A 19,302-nucleotide genomic window follows, 5' to 3' on the forward strand; every position below is an offset into this window, starting at 1 on the left:
ACAGTCCCCCAGGTTGGCGTCGGTCAGTCGAGCTCGGGCATCGGCACGGGCTGCGGACGCGGACGGCAGGTGCCGCATTGCACGGCGTCCTCCACGACCAGGCCCTCGGCCCGGCCGCGACTCTGCGAACGGTGCACCTCCAGCAGGTACGGGCCGAACTTCGCGTGGTCCTCACACAACCCACGCGCGCAGAACCGGCACGACCCCCGCGCCGCCTTGGCGCAGAACCAACAAAGCACGTTCGAGCTCCCTTAACCGACGATGCATTGCGAGTAGTAGGTGACAGTGATCGATGCGGAGCCGGCGTTGCCCGCGGGGTCCGTCGCCGTCGCCGTGACGACGATGGTCGTGTCGGCCCGGAGGTTCACCCCACCGTAACTGGCGGAGAACGTCTTGCCGTCGCCGTTGTACTTCGCCGAACCGCTGCCCACCCTGGCGCTGATCGAGACCTTCAGCGTCGAGGTGGGGTCGACGGAGTCCACCGCGTACACCGTCAGCGGCACGGTGCTCGGGCCGCCGTACTTGCATCCGGGCGGATAGATGTAGTTCTGCTTCGGGTCCGTGAAGGTCAGCCGGACCGTCGGCTTGGTGGTGTCCCGCGGCGGCGGCGCTGTGGTGGTGGTCGGTGGCGGAGGGCCGGCGGTCGTCCGGGTCGGACCGGGCGTCTTCGTCTTCGTCGGGGTGGTGCCCGGCGTGGCGGACGCGGACGGCGACGCGCTGTCCGAGACCGACGGCGACGCGGACGGCGACTCCGACGGCGTGTCCGACGGTGTCGGCTGCACGGTCGGCGTGCCACCGGGCTTCGGCAGCGCGACCCCGTCGCCGCAGGTAAGGTCCGCCGACGGGTCCACCGTGACGGCCGAGCCGCCCTGGGTGACCACGCCGGAGGCGACCTCCGGCGACCCGTTGCCCGCGGCCAGCGCGAACCTGGCCCGCCCGTCGTTGACGATCTGATCGCCGGCGCCGGTGACCGTGAGCTTGAGCGGGTCGAAGGCGGTCGTGGTGCTGGTGGTGTCGACCAGGGTCCGGCCGGAGCGCAGCAGCAACGCGCCGGTGGGCTGGATCGGGCGGCGGTCGACCGAGCTGACCAGTTCGCCGACGTCGAGGCGGGAGCCCGCGCACAGGACCGTGACGCTGCCGCCGCGGAAGGTCATCGTGGCCGTCGAGCGGTCCGCGACGGTGACGGTGTCGCCCTGCTCGACGTACATCTTGCCGTCGCGGCGCAGCGTGCGGTCCTCGCCGTTGATCCGGACCGTGGCCTGTCCCCGGGTGACGGTGATGAGGGCCCGGTCGGTCGGCATCTCCGCCCACACGGGCGCGGAGAAGAGGTTGCTGCCGGTCAGGAAGATCGCGAACAGCAGCAGCAGCACCAGCAGCCACCACAGTTTGCGTTCGAAGCGCTTGTCGATGGACTCGTCGGTCTTGCCGTAGACGCCGGGCGGCGCCGCGAGGGGCGGGTACACCGCCGGCGGGTGGGCGCCCGAGGACGGCGCGCGCCCCCCGGCGACCGGGCCGTGCGGCGCGGGACCGCCGATGAGCAGCGGCAGCCCGGCGACGGCGGGCAGCACCCAGACCCGGGCGGCGGAACGGGCGGTGGCGACCTGGCCGGGCGGGTCGTCGCCGTACGGTCCGATCATCGCGCCGCGGCCGAGCTGGACGCCCTCGGGCAGCAGCAGCGAGCCGGAGGCGACGACGATCGCGTCGGCGCCGCTGCGCAGGTGCACCGGCTGGCCCGGCACCAGCTGCGCGGGCTGGGCGCGGGTCATGAGCCCGAGGCGGTCCTCCGGGCCGAGGCCGGACAGCGCCGGCGCCTCCGCGAGCAGGGCCTCCAGCTCGGCCCACTCCACCGGCGGCGGGCCGGACAGCGGGCCGACGGCGGCGGCGACCGTCGACGGCGGGATGGCCAGGAGGGTCGTGCCGGCGGTCAGCCAGCCGAGCGCGGCCGGCGCGCCGGTGAGCGCGTTGGCGAGGCCGACGACGCCGCCCTTGCCGACGCGTTCCCGCACGGTGCCGGTCGGGTCGCCGGGACGGCGCGCTTCCAGGGCGCCGTTGACGACGACGTACACCGACTGCTGCGCGGCACCGGCGAAGACCAGCTGCTCACCGGTGCGCGGGTGCACCCACCGGGCCTGTTCGGCGAGCTTGGCGAGCGCGGCCGGCGGCAGGTCGGCGAGGCCCGAGCCGCGCAGGGCGGCGAGCCGGCGCGGCTCGTCCCGGGACAGCTTGCGCTCCCCGAGCCGGTCCCGGACCCGCCGGCCACGCCGGCGCAGCCAGGAGAACAGCAGGTACACCAGTGGGGCGAGCAGCCCGGCGACGATGACGGCGAGCAGCGCCCGGGCCAGCCAGCCGGCGTTCCACAGGCCGGTGACGACGCCCGCGACCCGGTCGGTGTAGATCCGGTAGATCAGGTTCACCGCGATGGCGAGCCAGACGACGGCGAGCATGCCGTACAGGGCGACGAGGCGGCCCTCCCGGTCGAGCTCGCCGAAGCGGGGCGGGCGCCGGCGCAGGCGGGCGAGGACCCAGGCCAGGCCGCGGGCCCGCAGGTTGGGCACCTCGAGCCAGTCCATGAGCAGGTAGTAGCCGTCGAGGGCCATGAACGGGTTCAGGTTGAACAGCGCGTTGAGGTACCACGCGAACGCCAGCTTGAACGTCCACGGCTGCAGCTCGGGGTAGAACAGCCCGACCAGCTGGCAGGCACCGGCGAGGACCAGGCCGGTGGCCGGTCCGGCGACGGTGGTCACGATCCGGGCCCGCCGGCCGGCCATCCACACGTCGGTGGTGTCGACGAACACGGACGGGATCCCGAAGTACACCAGGAAACCGGCGACCGGAACCTTGCGGCCGGCGTGTTTGGCCCCCAGCGCGTGCCCGAGCTCATGGCAGGCCAGCGCGACCACATTGAGGCCGAGCAGCACCAGGGCACCGGTGAAGTACGAGTCCTGGGTCAGGAACACCGACTGGTCGGCGCGGAACCAGTTGAAGACGAACACGCCGAGCCCGGCGAGGGCGACCAGGCCCGCGAGCACGGCGACGATCCGGGTGAAGAACAGCCGGCCGCCGGCCTTGTAGAGGAACGTGACGACCGGGTCGACGCGGGCGATGACGACCCGGCGGCCCTGCGCGGTCGCGAGGAGCGCCTTGCCGAGCCGGATCGGCCACGGCCGCCGGTGCACCCGCTGCAGCCGGTGGAACGCGTCGACGGGCAGCTCGTGGAGCATGCGGTTGCCGGCGAGGTCGGCGACGACCCGGGTGACCTGGTCGGGCGCGAGCCGCCCGGAGATGCGGGCGAAGTCGGCGACGAGCCGCGCGACGGTGCGGCTGCCGTCCATCAGCTGCGCCAGGCTCCACTCGTCGGGCGTGAGCCGCAGGTAGCAGGCCTCGCCGCGGTCGGGCGAGCGCACCATCACGTAGTCGACGCCGCGGGCCGACGTCAGGGTGACCGCCTCGACCTCCGCGCGGAGGACCGGACGGGCACGAGCAGGGTTGAGCCGGTCCGTGACGGCCTGCCACAGACCTGAGTCGGCTGGGGCAACGGGGACCCCAGGGGCGCGCCCGGCGAGGGCCTCCCAGACACTGATGCGCGTCTCGATGACGGCCACGATCGCTCCTGATAGGGCCACTGTTCCGGCAGGCAGCGTAAGCCGCATCCGCCACCTCGGGAAGGTTCCGTCCCGAACGTGACAACTCTTCGGCGAAGATGGCACCGTGTACATCCTCGCCATCGACCAGGGCACGACCTCCTCCCGTGCGATCGTGTTCGACGCCGACGGCGCCATCGTGGCGCTTGACCAGCGCGAACACCACCAGAGCTTCCCCCGCCCCGGCTGGGTCGAGCACGACCCCGTCGAGATCTGGCACCAGGTCCAGGCCGTGTCGACCCGCGCGCTGGACCAGGCGGGCCTCTCCCGCGCCGATGTCGCCGCCATCGGCATCACCAACCAGCGCGAGACCACGATCCTGTGGGACGCCGAGACAGGCGAGCCGGTGCACCCGGCGATCGTCTGGCAGGACACCCGCACCGACGCCCTGATCCGCTCCCTCGCCGGCGACGCAGGTCCGGACCGGTTCCGCGAACGGTGCGGGCTGCCCCTGGCCACGTACTTCGCCGCGCCGAAGGTCGTCTGGCTGCTGGACAACGTGCCTGGTCTGCGGGCCCGCGCCGAGGCCGGCGAGATCCACTTCGGCACCGTCGACACGTGGCTCATCGAGAAGCTCACCGGCCGGCACGTCACGGACGTCACCAACGCCAGCCGCACGATGCTGATGAACCTCGCGACCCTCGACTGGGACGAGGAGCTGCTGTCCGCGTTCGGCATCCCCCGTGCGATGCTGCCGCAGATCGGCCCCTCGTCACACGTCTACGGCGAGGCGACGACGCTGTTGCACGGTGTGCCGGTGGCGAGCGCGCTCGGCGACCAGCAGGCGGCCCTGTTCGGCCAGGCGTGCTTCGCCCCGGGCGAGGCGAAGTGCACCTACGGCACCGGCTCCTTCCTGCTCCTCAACACCGGGCACCAGCCGGTCCCGAGCACGCGCGGCCTGCTGACCACCGTCGGTTACCGCATCGGCGACGCTCCGCCGGTGTACGCCCTCGAAGGCTCCATCGCGATCACCGGCTCCCTCATCCAGTGGCTGCGCGACAACCTGGGCCTCATCCACTCGGCGCCGGAGATCAACGAGCTGGCCGCCACCGTCACCGACAACGGCGGCTGCTACATCGTGCCGGCGTTCTCGGGCCTGTTCGCCCCGCACTGGCGCCCGGACGCGCGGGGTGTCATCACCGGCCTCACCGGCTACGTCACCAAGGGTCACATCGCCCGGGCCGCCCTGGAGGCCACCGCCTGGCAGGTCAAGGACGTCGTCGACGCGATGATGGCCGAGTCCGCCGTCCCCCTGGAGACCCTCAAGGTCGACGGCGGGATGACGGCGAGTGACCTGCTCATGGGGTTTCAGGCCGATGTGCTGGACGTGCCGGTGGTCCGCCCGACGGTGTCGGAGACGACGGCGCTGGGTGCGGCGTACGCGGCCGGGCTCGCCGTCGGCTTCTGGCCCGACACCGAGACCCTGCGCGAGAAGTGGCGCGCCGACCAGCAGTGGTCGCCGGCCATGACCGCCGAGGCCCGCGACCGCGGCCACGCCTCCTGGTTGAAGGCGGTCGAGCGGTCGTTCGGCTGGGCCTGACCCGCCGTTTTGTGGCCGAAGCAGAGATCCGGTGGGCGCCCCGCCAGGCGCACCACCGGATCTCTTTTTCTGGAGGGGAAACCAGTCTGCGGGTCAGCTCAGCAGGCGCTGGGCGACGGTCTTCGCGGTGTTGCTGCTGATGGCGAACCCGACGCCGATGTTGCCGGCGGTGTTGCCCGAGGTCGCGATGGCGGTGTTGATGCCGACCAGCTGACCCGCGGTGTTGACCAGGGCGCCGCCGGAGTTGCCGGGGTTGATGGCGGCGTCGGTCTGGATCGCGCCGGTGATGTTCGCGGCGGCGGACTGGCCGTCCTCACCCTCGTCGATCGTGCGGTTGACGGCGCTGACGATGCCGGCGGTGACCGACCCGTCGAGCCCGAGCGGGCTGCCGACGGCGAGCACCGTGTCGCCGACCTTCACGGTGGAGCTGTCACCGAACGCGAGCGGCGTGTACGTCCCGCCGCCCACGATCTTGATCACGGCGAGATCGCTGGTGGGCTCGGTGCCGACGATCTTCGCCTGGACGCTCTGCCCGTTGGAGAACGTGACCTGCACCGTCGTCCCCCGGGCCGTCGCGACCACGTGGTTGTTGGTGAGGATCGCCCCGTCGTCGGTGATGACGACCCCGGACCCGACGGCGTTGCCGGTGCTGATCGACACCACGCTGGGCAGCACCCGCGCCGCCACGTCGGACAGGGTCGTCGTCGCACCCGCGGCGGAGCCGGACGAGTTCGTCGCGCTCACCACCGTGTTGGACTTGTCGGGCCGCAGCTCCAGGGCCGCCAGCCCGCCGCCGAACGCCGACACCGCCGACAACCCGACCGCCGCGACGATCGCGGCCACGGCGAGCCCGACCCGGCTGCGCCTGCGCACCGCCGGCGTCACGAACACCGAACCCGGCTGTGGCTGCGGCGCCCACTGCGGCGGCCGTTGCATGTGCGGCACGTGCGGCGGCAGTTGCGCCGTCGGCAGGTGCGGCTGGTCCTGCCCGGCACCGGCCGCGGCGGCCCAGGCCCGAGGGTCGTGCCCACCCGTCCCGGCGGCGTGCATCCCACTCGGCCCGGCGGCATGAAGGTTCCCGGGCTGCCCGGCGGGGTGAAGAGGTCCGGCCTGCCCGGCCGGGTGCAGGGGTCCGGGCTGTCCGGCCGCGGCGTGCGTTCCTGGCTGCCCGGCGGCGTGGAGGTTCCCGGGCTGTCCGGCCGGGTGCAGAGGTCCGGGCTGTCCGGTCGCGGCGTGCGTCCCGGGCTGCCCGGCGGCGTGGAGGGGGCCGGGCTGCGGAGCGGTGTGCTGCGACGCGGGCCAGGTCTGGCCGGAGCCCTCGGCGGCGCCCCGGAAGTCTTGAGTCGCGGCCATGCCGTGCCGCGCGGCGGGCCCGGCGTCGCCCGCGGCGGGGGTGGCGTGCTGCGCGGTGGGCCAGGTGGCGGAGGGCTCGGCACGCTGGTCGGCGGTGCGGGCACCGGCGGCGGAGGCGGAGGGGTTCGTCGGCCAGGCGTGCGGCGCCTCGTGCCACGCCGGCTCGGCCGGCGTCGTGGCGGGCGGCATCGCGACGGCTGGCACTGCGGTGGTCGGCGTCACGAACTGCGGGGTGGCCGGCTGCATGGCCGGCAGGGCGGCCAGCGGTGTGGCCGGCGCCGCGGTGCCGGCGGCCTGCATGTCCGACGTGGTGTCCAGGTGCGCGGCCGGGTCCACGGACGCGGCGGCGGACTGCGCGGCCGGCGTCGTTTCCGACGTGGTGACCGGCTGCGCGGCCGGGTCAACGGACGCAGCGGCGGGCTGCGTCGTTTCCGACGTGGTGACCAGCTCGGCGGCCGGGTCCACGGACGCGGCGGCCGGTGCGGTGCCCGGCGGGGTCACCGGCGCGGTGGCCGGCTGTTCGGCGGGCGTGCTGTCGGCCGGCGTGGTGGTCGGCTGTGCGGCCGGGCTCGACGCCCGACCCTGCTGGTCGGCTGGGTCCGGCGCCCATCCCTGCTGTTCGCTCATGACTTGAGCTTGGCGACGGCACCTTGCAAACCACTGGCCGTGCCCTGGGAACCGGCTGTGAGAGGAAGGCGCACCTGGAAGGTGGCGCCGCCGCCGGGTGTGACGAAGACGGAGACGGTGCCACTGTGCACGGCGACGAGCGCGGCGACGATCGCCAGGCCGAGGCCGCTACCGCTGTGCGAGCCGCCCGCCTGGCGGCGGGTGCGGGCCTTGTCGACGCGGTAGAAGCGCTCGAAGACGCGGGCGGCCTGCTCGTCGGTGAGGCCGGGGCCGTGGTCGGCGACCTCGATGAGGGCGTCGGTGCCGTCCCGGCGCAGGCGCACCGCGACCGGGGTCCCGGCGGGCGTGTGGGTCAGCGCGTTGGTCACGAGGTTGCCGACGACCTGGCGCAGGCGGGACTCGTCGCCGTTGACCTCGATCGGCTCGTCGCGCTCGATCTCGAGCTCCACCGGGCGGTCGGGTGCGACGGCGCGGGCGGCGGCCACGGCGTCGCTGGCGATGACGCGCAGGTCCATGTCCGCGAGGGCCAGGGGGCGTTCCTGGTCGAGGCGGGCCAGCATGAGGAGGTCCTCGACGAGCAGGCCCATGCGCGCGGCCTCGTCCTCGATGCGCCGCAGCAGCGCCTCGGTCTCGCCGGGTTGGCGGGCGGCGCCCTGGCGGTACAGCTCGGCGAAGCCCCGGATCGTGGTCAGCGGGGTGCGCAGCTCGTGGGAGGCGTCGGCGATGAACTGCCGCATGCGGTCCTCGGACGCCTCGCGCAGCCTGAAGGAGCCCTCGATCTGGGCGAGCATGGCGTTCAACGCGGCGGCGAGGTGGCCCATCTCCGTCTCGGGTGGGCTCTCCGGGACACGTCTGGTGAGGTCGCCGGCGGCGATCGCGGCGGCGGTGCGCTCGATCTCGCGCAGCGGTTGCAGGCTGGCCCGGACGATGGCGACACCGACGGCGGCGAGGACGACGAGGACGCCGGCGCCGACGAACAGCTCCGCGGCGACGAGCTCGTCGACGGCGCTGTCGACCATCGAGAGGCTCTCCGCGACGAGCAGGAGCGTCGCCTGGCGCTCGATGATCAGGATCCGCCAGCGCTCATGGGTCTTCGCGGTCGTCGCCGTGTACGGCGTGCCCAGGCGAGACGAGAGCACCTCGACGGAGTCCGGGATGGGCGGCGCGTCGTTCTCGGCCCGGGTGCCGACGACGCCCGACACGTACTTGCCGGCGCGCACCTGCGTGACCCAGGCGATGTAGTAGTTGCTCGGCAGGATCGAGTCGTTGCTGGTGGCGGTGGCCAGCCGGGTGAGGTCGACGGTTTCGGCCATGGCCCGCAGCTGCTGGTCGACCTTGTCGAACATGCTGCTCTTCATGACCAGCGCGCTGGCGATGCCGATCACCAGCAGCGCCATGGTGACGAGCGTGAGGACCGCTGCGATGAGTTTGACCCGCAGCGGGACGTCCGCGATGAACCGCACCATCGACGGCCTCAGACTGGCAGGCGCAGGACGTAACCAACGCCGCGCAGGGTGTGGATCAGGCGCGGTTCGGCGATGTCGACCTTGCGCCGCAGGTAGGAGATGTAGGACTCGACGATGCTGTCGTCGCCCCGGAAGTCGTAGTTCCACACGAAGTCGAGGATCTGCGCCTTGGACAGCACGCGGCCGGCGTTGAGCATCAGATACCGCAGCAGCTTGAACTCGGTGGGCGACAGGGCGATCGTCTGCCCGGCGCGGGACACCTCGTGGGTCTCCTCGTCGAGCTCCAGGTCCTGGAAGACCAGCCGGTTGGGGCCCGGGTCGCCGGCGGTGCGGCGCAGCACGGCGCGGATCCGCGCGGTGAGCTCCTCCAGGCTGAACGGCTTGGTCACGTAGTCGTCGCCGCCGAGGGTGAGGCCGCGGACCTTGTCCTCGGTGCCGTCCCGGGCCGTGAGGAACACGACAGGCAGCCGGACGCCACCCTCGCGGAGCCGCCGGATCACCTCGAAACCGTCGAGGTCGGGCAGCATCACGTCGAGGACGACCAGGTCGGGCTTGCTGTCGCGGGCCGCGGTGACCGCCTCGGCACCGGTGGTCACCGCGTCAACCGCAAAACCGGCGAAACGCAGGCTGGCCGAGAGGAGCTCGCGAATGTTCGGATCGTCCTCGACCACGAGCAGTCTCGCCTCAGCCTGCGCAACGCCTGGCGACGGAGCACCCCCGGATTGTGCGACGCCGCCTCGTACCCCCATGCGCATATCTTTCCGCCTCCTGCTGGAGCGGGGCTGATGGTTGTCTGGGAAGTTCCTGAAACCATGGCCCCGACCCTCCAAAGCTAGCGCAGGAGGCGCCGCACCTGGTCGATCGCGCCGTCAAGAACCACGAGGGTGGCACGCATCGTCTCCTGGCTGGCGCGGCCGGCCCGGGCCAGCCGGCGCACCTCGGCGAGCAGCTGCGCGGCCTTCTCCTCGAGCTCGGCGACGACGTCCCCGGGCGGCGGCGCGGGCCGGGTCGTGCCCGCCGCCCCCGGGCGCGGCGGGTAGCCCCAGCCCCAGGTGGGTGCGCTGCGGGCCTGCCGGCCGGCCTCCTTGAGCTCCTTCTTGAGGTCCCGGACGGAGCCGTGCACGCCCTGCTCGACCTCGTCGGCGAGGGTCGACAGGTCGGCGAGGGAGGCGTTGATGTCGGTCTCGAGCGTCTCCAGCTCGGCGGCGCGCTGGACCAGTTCCGCCCGGCCGGCGTCGGTGATGTCGTAGACCTTGCGCCCGCCGGACGCGGTGTGGGAGACGAGCCCGTCGGCCTCCATCCGCTGCAGGCGCGGGTAGATGGTGCCGGCGGAGGGGGCGTACAGGCCGTGGAAGCGGTTCTCGAGCAGCCGGATCAGCTCGTACCCGTGCCGGGGGCCCTCGGCGAGCAGCTTCAACAGGTACAACCGCAGCCGCCCGTGACTGAAGACGGCACTCATGCCGCGACCTCCGCTTCGCTCCGGCGTCGACCTGAGCCGCTCCGCTGGTCGCTCATGAGTCGTTCTCCTCGTCCAGGTCGACCGGCCGGCGCAACAGCGTGATCGTGCCAGATGTCGCGTTCGCGGCGATGCGGCCGGTGCCGGCGCCGAGCTGCCCGACGACGGTGTTGCGGCCGACCCGGTCGAGGCCGGGGAAGGCGCTGACCACCCGCCCCGAGACGGCGTTGAGGTGGACCCGCAAGTCACTGTCCTCGCGGACCCGGGCGGTGATCTCGCCGGAGACGGTGTCGAGCCGCACGTCGGTGTCGGCCGGCGGGTTGTCCAGGTCGCAGGTGATCGAGCCGGAGATCGCCCGGGCGTGGACTTTACGGGCGGCGGAGTCGGCGACGACGATCTCGCCGGAGACCGTCTCGAGCTCGACCTCGCCGTCGAGGGTGAGCGCCTCGACGGAGCCGGAGATCACCTTGGCGGAGACGCGACCGTCGAGGCCGAGGAGGGTGACCCGGGCGCTGGTCGCGTCGACGTGGACGCCGGCGCGCAGCGAGGAGACGACGACGGAGCCGGAGACGGTGTGGAGCACGGCGGGGGTCCGCACCGGGACCACGACCGACACGTCGACCTTGAACCGGCTGTGGAACATCCACCAGAACAGGCCGGGCCACTTCGGGAAGGCGCCGTGCGAGATGCGCAGGGCGCCGTCGTCGTCGAGGGTGACCGTGAGGGACCGTTCGCCGATCGCGGACACCTCGACCCGGGCGGGTCCGTCGGCGCCGACGACGTTGATCCGCCCGCCGACCAGCCGCACCTGGAGGTCCTTGACCTCCCCCTTGAGCTCGAGCCGCGTGGGCTCGGCAACGTTCCACGTCGTCATGCCACCGACGGTAGCAGACAAACGCGATACATCGCGACTGTCGTCAGCGGGAACCTAGGCGGCCACCACCGAGGTCGCCGCGCGGGCCAGCACCCGGCGTGACGAGGACACCTGCGGATACAGCGTGGCGTGCGCCTTCAGCTCGATCGACAGCCCGCGCGCGGCCACGACCCGGCGCAGCGAGGTCAGCAGCGTCTCGTCGCCGATGAACGCGGCGACCGTCGTCGGCGTCCCGTTCTGGGCGAACGTCAGCCGCATCGGCACGACCGGCGCGGCCGCGTCGACCGCGGCCTGGAACGTCGCCGGGCGGAAGGTGCCGCCCATCCGGCCGCACCAGGTGGTGCCCTCAGGGAAGACCGCGACCACACCGCCGGCGGCGAGCTCGGCGCGGATCCGCCCGACGGTGGCCGGCAGGGTCTTGGGCCGCGACCGGTCGACGAAGACGGTGCCGAGGGTCGCGGCGAGCCGGCCGATCAGGGGCCACTGGCGCACCTCACGCTTGGCGAGGAGCTTCGCCGGCGCGTGCGCCAGGATCACCACCACGTCCAGCCACGAGACGTGGTTGGCGACCAGCAGCGCGCCGGACTGCGGGACCCGCCCGACGGCCCGGTGCGAGATGCCGAGCCCGGCGAGCACCGCGCGGGCGAGCCGCCGCTGCACGGCGATCAGCCGGCGCTGCGGCAGCAGCGCCAGGACCGGCACCGCGAGGACCGCCAGCAGCACCACCGACCCGGTCACGACGACCCGCTTCACCATCGTCGCGGTGGAGACGTGTTCGTCGGAGCGGGCCGGCAGGCAGCTGATGTCGCACGTGGACCGCGGCAGCCACAGGGAGTCGACGACGGTCATCCCGCTCGCCCCGGTCCGAGGTCCTGGCCGAGGAAGTGCCGCATGTATCGCGGGTTGACCCGGTCCAGCGACAGCAGCACGTAGAAGTCGGCGCAGTCGAAGTCCGGGTCGTGCGCGGGTTCGCCGCCGATCCAGGCGCCGAGCCGCAGGTACCCCTTGAGCAGCGGTGGCACGTCCACCTTCGCCGGCACGTCGGCGGACAGCGCCAGGGGGTTGCGCGGCCGGACCCGCCAGGCGGGCGGGACGAGGTGCTTGCGGCGGGCCAGGTCCCACACCCCGGCGGCGGTGGTGCCACCGTCGGCGAGGGGCACCGACGCGCAGCCGCCGAGCCAGCGGTGCCCGTGCAGGTGCATGTAGCGGGCGATCCCCGCCCACATCAGGTTGATCACGGCACCGCTGCGGTGGTCGGGGTGCACGCAGGAACGGCCGGTCTCGACCAGTCCCCCACGCAGCTGGTGCAGGCCGCTGAGGTCGAACTCGGTGTCGGCGTAGAGCCCGCCGGCCGCCACCGCGCGGTCCGGCGGCAGCATCCGGTAGGTCCCGACGACGGCGCCGGTGCGCTCCTCGCGGATGATCAGGTGGTCGCAGTGCTCGTCGAAGGCGTCGACGTCCAGCCCGGGGGTGCCGGACTGCAACGAGGCGCCCAGTTCACCGGCGAAGACGTCGTAGCGGAGCCGTTGTGCGGCCCGGACCTGGTCACCGTCCGTGGCCACCAGGATGGTGTAGCGATCGGTTTCGTCGACGCCGACTGGGGCGGCGGCGACGGCGAGAATCGTCATGCTTTCGGTGTAAGGCTCGACCCCTGCGGCTGGCTGACGGTGACTGGTTACCCGCATGGCTGGCGGGTGAACGATGACTACCGTGGTCAGGCATGGCGGGATATTCAGGGACTCCACTGCCCAAGAAGCTCGGCGTCAACGCCGGGCACCGCGTGCTGCTGGACGGCGCGCCGGCCGGGTTCGAACTGCGGGAGCTGCCGTCCGACGTGGTGCTGCACCGTCGCAGCGCGCCCGGCCTCTACGACGTGATCCTCTGCTTCTGCCCTGATCAGGCCAGGTTGCGGCGGCGCTGGCAGGTGCTGCACCGGCTGACGCCACCTGGCGGCGCGCTGTGGGTCGCCTGGCCGAAGCGGTCCTCCGGCTTCGCGCGGGACCTCGACGAGAACGGGGTGCGCGAGTTCGCCCTGGCGCACGGCCGGGTGGACGTCAAGGTCTGCGCGATCGACGACGTGTGGTCGGGGCTGAAGCACGTGATCCGGGTCGGCGACCGGCCGGGCTGATCACCGAGGCGACCGGTGCGTGCCGGACCGCCGTCGCCGTGCGTAGCAGCCAGCCGGCGAGCAGCATGAGCAGGCCGGCGACCGCGTGCGGGGCCGCCGCGGCGCCGGTGGTGGGCAGGTCGACCGAGCCGACCATCACCTCGACGGTGCCGGTGACGGCCGTGGTGCCGTCGGTGACGGTGTAGCCGAACGAGTCGGTGCCGGCGAAGCCGCGGTCCGGGGTGTAGGTGACGGTGCCGTCGGCGTTGAGCACGGCGGTGCCGTTGGCCGGCTGGGACACGCCGAGGACCCGCAGCGGGTCGCCGTCCGGGTCGGTGACGTTGTCGAGCGGGCTGATCGTCTGTGCCCCGCTGCCCGTCGGCGTGGTCACCATCGGCGTGGTGACCACGACCGGCCCGCCGGCGGTGCCCGGCGGCGGCGGGGAGGCCGGGACGGCCGGGACGGCGGCGACCGTGACCGTCACGGTGCCGGTCGCGGACCCGCCGTTGAGCGTGTAGGTGAAGATGTCCACGCCGGTGAAGCCCGCCGCCGGGGTGTAGGTGACGGTGCCGTCACCGTGCAGCACGGTGGTGCCGTGGGCGGGCGTGCCGGCCGCGGTGACCGTGAGGGCGCCGCCGTCGGGGTCGCTGTCGTTGGCCGTGTCATTGGCAAGGACCGCGACGTCCACCGGGACGCCGGCGGTGGTGCCGGCGGCGTCGGCCACGGCGTGCGGGCCACCGCCACCGACGTCGAGGGTGACCGCCGCGGTGCCGGTCCCGCCGTTGCCGTCGCTCATCGTGTACGTGAACGCGTCGGCGCCCCGGTATCCGGCGGCCGGGGTGTAACGGACCGCGCCGGCGACGACCTGCAGCGTGCCGTGCGCGGCGCCGGTGGCGGCGACGACCCGCAGCGGGTCCGCGTTGGCGTCGGTGTCGTTGGCGAGGACCGGCACGACGGCCGCGGTCCCCGCCGGGACGCTCAGCGTGTCGGCCGCGCCGGCCGGGGCCTGGTTGAACACGGTGACGGTGACGGTGGCGGTGCCCAGGCCGCCGCGCCCGTCGGCGACGGCGTAGCGGAACGTGTCGACGCCGGAGAACCCGGCCCGCGGCGTGTACGTGACCCCACCGGCGCCGGCCGTGGTGGTGCCGTACGCACCGGGCGTGACCTGCACGACCGTCAGGTCGTCGGCCGCGTCGTTGGTGAGGACCGCGACGGTGACCGGCGTGCCCGTCGGGGTGCCGGCGGCGTCGGCGCGCGGTGCCGGCGGCAGGGCCGGCCCGACGTGGACGGTGACCGTGCCGGTGGCGGTGCCCCCGGACCCGTCGGCGACCGTGTACGTGAAGGTGTCGGTGCCGTTGTAGCCGCTCGCCGGGGTGTACCGCAGCACGCCGCCGCTGTTGGTGACGGTCCCGCCGTGCGCCGTGGCCGCGTCCCAGGCCGTGACGGTGAGCGGGTCGCCGTCCGGGTCGGTGTCGTTGCGCAGGACCGCGACGTCCAGGGCCGTTCCGGTGGCGACGCCCCGCTCGTCGGCGCCGGCGACCGGGGCGTGGTCGGCGACGGTGACGCTCACCGTCGCCGTGGAGGTCCCGCCGTGCCCGTCGCCGGCGGTGTACTGGAAGCTGTCGGCGCCCCGGAACCCGTCCCGTGGCGTGTAGACGAGCGACCCGGCCGCGGTCAGCGCGACGGTGCCGCCCGTGGGCGTGCCGGTGCCGACGATGCTCAGCCGGTCGCCGTCGGCGTCGGTGTCGTTCGCCAGGGGGTCGAACGTGAGGGTCGCGGCGGGCACCGTGACGGTGTCGGCGGCGGCGGCCGGGGCCGTGTTCCCGGCCGGTGGGCCGCCGGCGGTGACGGTCACGGTCACGGTGGCCGTGGCGGTGCCGCCGAGCCCGTCGCCGGCGGTGTAGGTGAACGTGTCGGTGCCGGTCCCCGGGCCGGCGGTGTAGCGGATCGCGCCGGTGGCGTCCACGACGGCGTGGCCGGCGGCCGGTGGGGTGGCGATGCCGAGCACCCGCGGGGTGTCGCCGTCGGGGTCGGTGTCGTTCTCGGCGGCGGGGACGGCGACGGTGCCGCCGGCGGCGACGGTCGCCTGGTCGGGACCGGCGGCGGGCGGGGCGTTGCGGACCGCAGGGGCCGTCGCGGTGTCGTTCGCGGCGCGCGGGTCCGGAGTCGCGGACGTCACGGTCGCGGTGGTGACGGCGTGGTGCGCCGCGGCCCCGGTGACGTCCGCGGCCACGTCGACGGTGAACGTGGCGCCGGCAGTGAGGGTGCCGACGGCGCAGCTGAGCGTCGGCGCGACCCAGGTGCACGGGCCCGCGCCCGGGGTCGCCGCGGTGACGCCGGCCGGCAGGACCGCGGTGAGGGTGACCCCGGTGGCCGGGTCCGGTCCGAGGTTGGTGACCGTGAGCGGGTGGACCACCGCGCCGGCGCCCTGCACGACCGGTGGCCGGGTCCCGGCGGTCACGGCCAGGTCGGCGGCGGCGGTCGGGGCCAGGGTCAGGGCCGCCGGGTTGGACGGCGCGCGCAGCTTCACCCCGGTGTCCGCGCCGGTGGCGGACACGTGGGCGACGTCGAGGACGGTGGTGGCGCCCGGGGCGTCGGCGGTGACGCGGTAGCTGACGGTGGCCGAGTCGCCGACGGCCAGGCGGCCTCCGTGCGTGGCGTCGCCGGCGGTACCGATGCGGAAGCCCGCGACTCCGGCGTTGAACTCGGCGCGGTCGGCGTCGGCCGGGTCGCTCTGCGTGACGCCGTCGATCGTGAGGCTGCCGGGGACGAACCTGGTCCCGGGCGGCACGGCGTCGGCGACGCGGGTGTCCTCGGCGGCGGCGAGCCCGTCGTTGCCGACCCGGATGGTGTACCGGATCTCGTCGCCGCGTTCGAGCGCGCCGCCGTCGACGTCGGTGGCGGTCTTGGCGGCGGTGAGGCGGGGCGCGTAGAGGTCGGTCGCGAACGTGATCACGCCCGGGTAGAACGTCTCGCCGGTGCCGGGTGTCGTCTCGAGGGTGATCGTGGCGCTGTGCGCGCCGTTGGCCAGCAGCCCGCTCGCGTCGACGTGGTCGATGTCGAAGCCGAGGAGGTTGGCGTCGGCCGGGTCGCGGGCGGTGACCGCGGTGCCGTGGTCGCTGGTGGTGCTGTTGAAGAAGTTCGCCGCCGGGTTGAGCGGGTCGGACAGCGGCGTGCCGTCGAGGCGGATGCCGTCGCCGCCGCTGCCGCCGTCGCCCTCGTAGGCCACGGCGCCGAGGCTGGTGGTGACGGTGCCGGTCGGCGGGGTCTGGAAGCCGGTGACCGGGATCGTCACGGTCGCGTCGGCGGGCGTGATGCCGCGCACCGAGCCGAAGCCGTCGTAGACGACCATGTTGCGCACCGGCTGCGCCGGGTCGTGCAGGACGACGACCAGGGACCAGGCGGCGTAGCGGTCGTTGACGCCGGTGGCGGCCTGGATGTCGGCCACCGTGTAGGTCCCGGCGCCGGCCCCGGCGACGAGCGCCGACACGTCGGCATAGCCCTGGTAGGGCCGATGGCCGGGGAACGTGGTGACGTCGGTGAGCCGGCTCGCGGTGATCGTCCGGTACGCCCCGCCGGGCACCTTGAACCTGACGGTGTTCCGGCCGGCCTCGTCGGGTGCCGGGGTGCCGGTGCCCGGTGCGGTGTCGCCGCCCCAGAACAGCCCGGCGAACAGGACGGTCGCGGCGGTGGGGACGGCGAGATCGGCGGTGCTGGAGTTGAACGACGGCTCGGCGTCGACGTCGACGTTGCGCATCCGGTAGCCGTTGTTGTTCAGGGCGCCGCCGGTGGCGGTGCCGGCGCGGGCCGCGGCACAGCCCGGGTTGACGCCGTCGCAGGTCAGGTTCGCGTTGCCGCGCAGGATGACCGAGCCGCTGGCGTTGACCGAGTACATGGGCCGGAACGCGGCGACGATCTCGGCGGACGCCGGCCGAGCCCAGTTGATCGCGGCGGCCAGCAGCAGGATGGCAACCACCGCCCGAACGCTCCTGAAAGCCACCTTTCGTGTATACGTGGATACGGTGCGCTATGGGCGGGTTTCCCGGGGCCCGGGTCGGGGTCTCGCGAGTTGCCGGGACGTGCCATATTGACGGCTTCACTCTCTTGGAGGGAGCGGCACGTTGTCCAACGGACAGATCGTGGTCTCCGACCTGACGAAGCGGTACAAGAACGTCACGGCCGTGGACCACCTGTCGTTCGTGGTCGAACCCGGTCGCGTCACCGGCTTCCTCGGCCCCAACGGCGCCGGCAAGACCACGACGCTACGCATGATCCTCAACCTGGTGACACCGAGCTCGGGGTCGGCGACGATCAGCGGCATGCGGTACTCCGACGCGCCGGAGCCGCTGCGGCTGGCCGGCGCGATCCTGGAGGCGTCGGCCGCGCACAAGGGCCGCACCGCCCGCAACCACCTGCGCATCGTCGCCGCCGCGGCCGGCATCCCGGCGACGCAGGTGGACAAGATGCTGGAGCTGGTCGGGCTGACCCCGGCGGCGAAGCGCAAGTTCCGCGGCTACTCCCTGGGCATGAAGCAGCGGCTCGGCATCGCGCAGGCGATGCTCGGCGACCCGCAGGTGCTGATCCTGGACGAGCCCGCCAACGGCCTCGACCCGGAGGGCATCCGCTGGATGCGCGGGCTGCTGCAGGGCCTGGCCCAGCAGGGACGCACCGTGCTGGTCTCCAGCCACCTGCTGTCGGAGATGGAGATCCTCGCCGACGACGTGGTCATCATCGCCGCCGGCAAGCTCGTCACCCAGGGTCCGGTGGAGCAGATCGTCGGCGCCGGCACCAGCGCGCCGCGCACCCGGGTCCGCACGCCCAACCTGCAGGAGCTGGTCACGGCGGTGCGCACCGCGGGCGCGACGATCGAGCCCAACGGCAACGACAGCCACGTGGTCACCGGCCTGGACGCCCCGGCCGTCGGCCGCCTCGCCCTGGAGGGCCGGATCGAGCTGCACGAGCTGGTCAACGAACGGCCCGACCTGGAGCACGTGTTCCTCGAACTGACCCAGGGAAGGGCGGCTATCCGATGAACGACCCGCAGCGAAGCGAGGAGTTGGTCATCATCAGCGCAGTGCCTGGGTCAGGCCGGCGCCGGAGCGCAGCGGAGGTGGCGGCATGACCAGGCTGATTCGCAGCGAGCTGCTGAAGCTGCGCACCACGAACATGTGGTGGATCTTCCTGCTGGCGTCGCTGGTCTTCACCGGTCTCGCGGTCTGGATCAACATCGAGCAGGCGGACCAGGACCTGACCAACCACTACGACCAGTACAACCAGACCGACGGCACGCCGCCCGGGATGACCGAGGAGCAGCGGGCCGAGTTCGAGGCCAGTCAGCAGCAGTTCCGGCAGGAGGAGGCGGCCCGGGTCGCCAAGGCGCAGAGCGCCCTCGGACTCGCCAAGGCCGCGGCGAACATCTACACCTCGGGCCAGTTCTTCGGACTGCTCCTGGTGATGCTCCTGGCGATCCTGGTGATCACCAACGAGTTCTACCACCAGACCGCGACCGCGACGTTTCTCGCGACGCCGAAGCGGACCAAGGTCATCACGGCGAAGCTCATCACCGCGTCGCTCGTGGGCGTGCTGTTCTGGGTGATCACCACGGCGATCTCGGTCACCGTCGGGGCGCTCTACTTCGGCGCCAAGGGGCTCGGCAACAGCTTCGGGCACTGGACGGCGCAGCAGGCACTGCTGCTCAACCTGCTGGTGTACGTGCTGTGGGCCATCTTCGGCATCGGCATCGGCGTGCTGCTGCGCAGCCAGATCGGCGCGACCATCACCGCCGCGGTCCTCTACACCGCCGGCACGTGGGCCGCGCTCATCGTGCTCCAGCTGATCTACAGCCTGGTGATCAAGGAAGACTGGGTCATGGAGAGCGCGGTCTACATCCCGCCGCTGGCATCCATGCACGTCGTCGGCGGGCTGGACGCCATGATCGGCGGCGACGTCGACCTGCCGCCGCGGTGGGCCGGCGCGGTCGTGCTGATCGCGTGGGCGGTCGTGCTCGGCACCGTCGGCACGTTGATCACGCGGAAGCGTGACATCGCGTAACGCTTATATCAGATCTACGACAACTGTGGCCGCCAAATGGCGGCCACAGTTGTATGGGATGGACCCATTCCGTCGTCTACATGGTCACTTCGGCGGGCGTCGGCGACGAACGAGCGTTAGGCAGCGCGTAACCTTGACGCGGATCCGACCACCACAGCAACTCCGTTTGGAAGAGGCGATCAACAGC

General features: G+C 73.1%; 13 protein-coding genes. 4 read left to right on the top strand and 9 right to left on the bottom strand.

What is annotated here, in order from left to right:
• Window positions 1–251: 251 nt before the first annotated feature.
• A complete protein-coding gene (locus tag Dsi01nite_RS21060; protein WP_203847924.1) occupies window positions 252–3,602 on the bottom strand; it encodes a cyclic nucleotide-binding protein in 3,351 nt (1,116 codons plus the stop codon).
• 106 nt (window positions 3,603–3,708) lie between these two features.
• On the opposite strand from Dsi01nite_RS21060, the gene glpK reads away from it, so the two are divergent.
• Entirely contained in the window at window positions 3,709–5,181 is a 1,473-nt protein-coding gene (gene glpK / locus Dsi01nite_RS21065) for a glycerol kinase GlpK (protein WP_203847925.1), read from the top strand.
• A 93-nt stretch (window positions 5,182–5,274) separates the two neighbouring features.
• On the opposite strand, the gene Dsi01nite_RS21070 is transcribed toward glpK, so the two are convergent.
• The 7 genes from Dsi01nite_RS21070 to Dsi01nite_RS21100 all read right to left on the bottom strand — a co-directional run bounded on the left by Dsi01nite_RS21070 (window position 5,275) and on the right by Dsi01nite_RS21100 (window position 12,585).
• Complete coding sequence (locus Dsi01nite_RS21070) at window positions 5,275–7,161, bottom strand: trypsin-like peptidase domain-containing protein (RefSeq protein ID WP_239136052.1); 1,887 nt, start codon at window positions 7,159–7,161, stop codon at window positions 5,275–5,277.
• Window positions 7,158–8,627, bottom strand: coding sequence for a sensor histidine kinase (locus tag Dsi01nite_RS21075; protein ID WP_203847926.1), 1,470 nt, complete (start codon window positions 8,625–8,627; stop codon window positions 7,158–7,160). The genes Dsi01nite_RS21070 and Dsi01nite_RS21075 overlap by 4 nt, the downstream gene beginning before the upstream one ends.
• An 8-nt stretch (window positions 8,628–8,635) precedes the next feature.
• Window positions 8,636–9,376, bottom strand: coding sequence for a response regulator transcription factor (locus tag Dsi01nite_RS21080; RefSeq protein ID WP_203847927.1), 741 nt, complete (start codon window positions 9,374–9,376; stop codon window positions 8,636–8,638).
• An 83-nt stretch (window positions 9,377–9,459) separates the two neighbouring features.
• On the bottom strand, window positions 9,460–10,086 hold the full coding sequence (locus Dsi01nite_RS21085; protein ID WP_203847928.1) for a PadR family transcriptional regulator: 627 nt from the start codon (window positions 10,084–10,086) through the stop codon (window positions 9,460–9,462).
• 52 nt (window positions 10,087–10,138) lie between these two features.
• Entirely contained in the window at window positions 10,139–10,957 is an 819-nt protein-coding gene (locus Dsi01nite_RS21090) for a DUF4097 family beta strand repeat-containing protein (RefSeq protein ID WP_203847929.1), read from the bottom strand.
• Window positions 10,958–11,011: 54 nt separating this feature from the next.
• Window positions 11,012–11,806, bottom strand: coding sequence for a lysophospholipid acyltransferase family protein (locus tag Dsi01nite_RS21095; RefSeq protein ID WP_203847930.1), 795 nt, complete (start codon window positions 11,804–11,806; stop codon window positions 11,012–11,014).
• Window positions 11,803–12,585: a GNAT family N-acetyltransferase gene (locus Dsi01nite_RS21100; RefSeq protein WP_203847931.1), complete on the bottom strand. Its 783-nt coding sequence runs from the start codon at window positions 12,583–12,585 to the stop codon at window positions 11,803–11,805. Before Dsi01nite_RS21100 ends, Dsi01nite_RS21095 begins: the two co-directional genes overlap by 4 nt.
• Before the next feature lie 92 nt (window positions 12,586–12,677).
• On the opposite strand from Dsi01nite_RS21100, the gene Dsi01nite_RS21105 reads away from it, so the two are divergent.
• A complete protein-coding gene (locus Dsi01nite_RS21105) occupies window positions 12,678–13,085 on the top strand; it encodes a DUF3052 domain-containing protein (protein WP_203847932.1) in 408 nt (135 codons plus the stop codon).
• On the opposite strand, the gene Dsi01nite_RS21110 is transcribed toward Dsi01nite_RS21105, so the two are convergent.
• Window positions 13,012–17,040 carry an Ig-like domain-containing protein gene (locus tag Dsi01nite_RS21110; RefSeq protein WP_203847933.1) on the bottom strand — a complete coding sequence of 1,343 codons (4,029 nt, stop codon included), beginning with the start codon at window positions 17,038–17,040 and terminating at the stop codon, window positions 13,012–13,014. The two genes, Dsi01nite_RS21105 and Dsi01nite_RS21110, sit on opposite strands and share 74 nt — an antisense overlap.
• 145 nt (window positions 17,041–17,185) lie before the next feature.
• Between Dsi01nite_RS21110 and Dsi01nite_RS21115 the strand changes: the two genes are divergently transcribed.
• Both Dsi01nite_RS21115 and Dsi01nite_RS21120 read left to right on the top strand, forming a co-directional pair.
• On the top strand, window positions 17,186–18,097 hold the full coding sequence (locus tag Dsi01nite_RS21115; protein WP_203847934.1) for an ABC transporter ATP-binding protein: 912 nt from the start codon (window positions 17,186–17,188) through the stop codon (window positions 18,095–18,097).
• Window positions 18,098–18,182: 85 nt separating this feature from the next.
• Window positions 18,183–19,115: a DUF2705 family protein gene (locus tag Dsi01nite_RS21120; RefSeq protein ID WP_203847935.1), complete on the top strand. Its 933-nt coding sequence runs from the start codon at window positions 18,183–18,185 to the stop codon at window positions 19,113–19,115.
• Window positions 19,116–19,302 lie beyond the last annotated feature (187 nt).

The organism is Dactylosporangium siamense (genome assembly GCF_016862795.1).
GTDB lineage: Bacteria > Actinomycetota > Actinomycetes > Mycobacteriales > Micromonosporaceae > Dactylosporangium > Dactylosporangium siamense.

Excerpts from the sequence above, each read along its gene's own strand:
- Dsi01nite_RS21080 (WP_203847927.1), bottom strand. The coding sequence starts at position 9,376 with ATGGGGGTACGAGGCGGCGTCGCACAATCCGGGGGTGCTCCGTCGCCA.
- Dsi01nite_RS21105 (WP_203847932.1), top strand. The coding sequence starts at position 12,678 with ATGGCGGGATATTCAGGGACTCCACTGCCCAAGAAGCTCGGCGTCAAC.
- Dsi01nite_RS21090 (WP_203847929.1), bottom strand. The coding sequence starts at position 10,957 with ATGACGACGTGGAACGTTGCCGAGCCCACGCGGCTCGAGCTCAAGGGG.
- Dsi01nite_RS21085 (WP_203847928.1), bottom strand. The coding sequence starts at position 10,086 with ATGAGTGCCGTCTTCAGTCACGGGCGGCTGCGGTTGTACCTGTTGAAG.
- Dsi01nite_RS21100 (WP_203847931.1), bottom strand. The coding sequence starts at position 12,585 with ATGACGATTCTCGCCGTCGCCGCCGCCCCAGTCGGCGTCGACGAAACC.
- Dsi01nite_RS21120 (WP_203847935.1), top strand. The coding sequence starts at position 18,183 with ATGACCAGGCTGATTCGCAGCGAGCTGCTGAAGCTGCGCACCACGAAC.
- Dsi01nite_RS21095 (WP_203847930.1), bottom strand. The coding sequence starts at position 11,806 with ATGACCGTCGTCGACTCCCTGTGGCTGCCGCGGTCCACGTGCGACATC.
- Dsi01nite_RS21075 (WP_203847926.1), bottom strand. The coding sequence starts at position 8,627 with ATGGTGCGGTTCATCGCGGACGTCCCGCTGCGGGTCAAACTCATCGCA.
- Dsi01nite_RS21070 (WP_239136052.1), bottom strand. The coding sequence starts at position 7,161 with ATGAGCGAACAGCAGGGATGGGCGCCGGACCCAGCCGACCAGCAGGGT.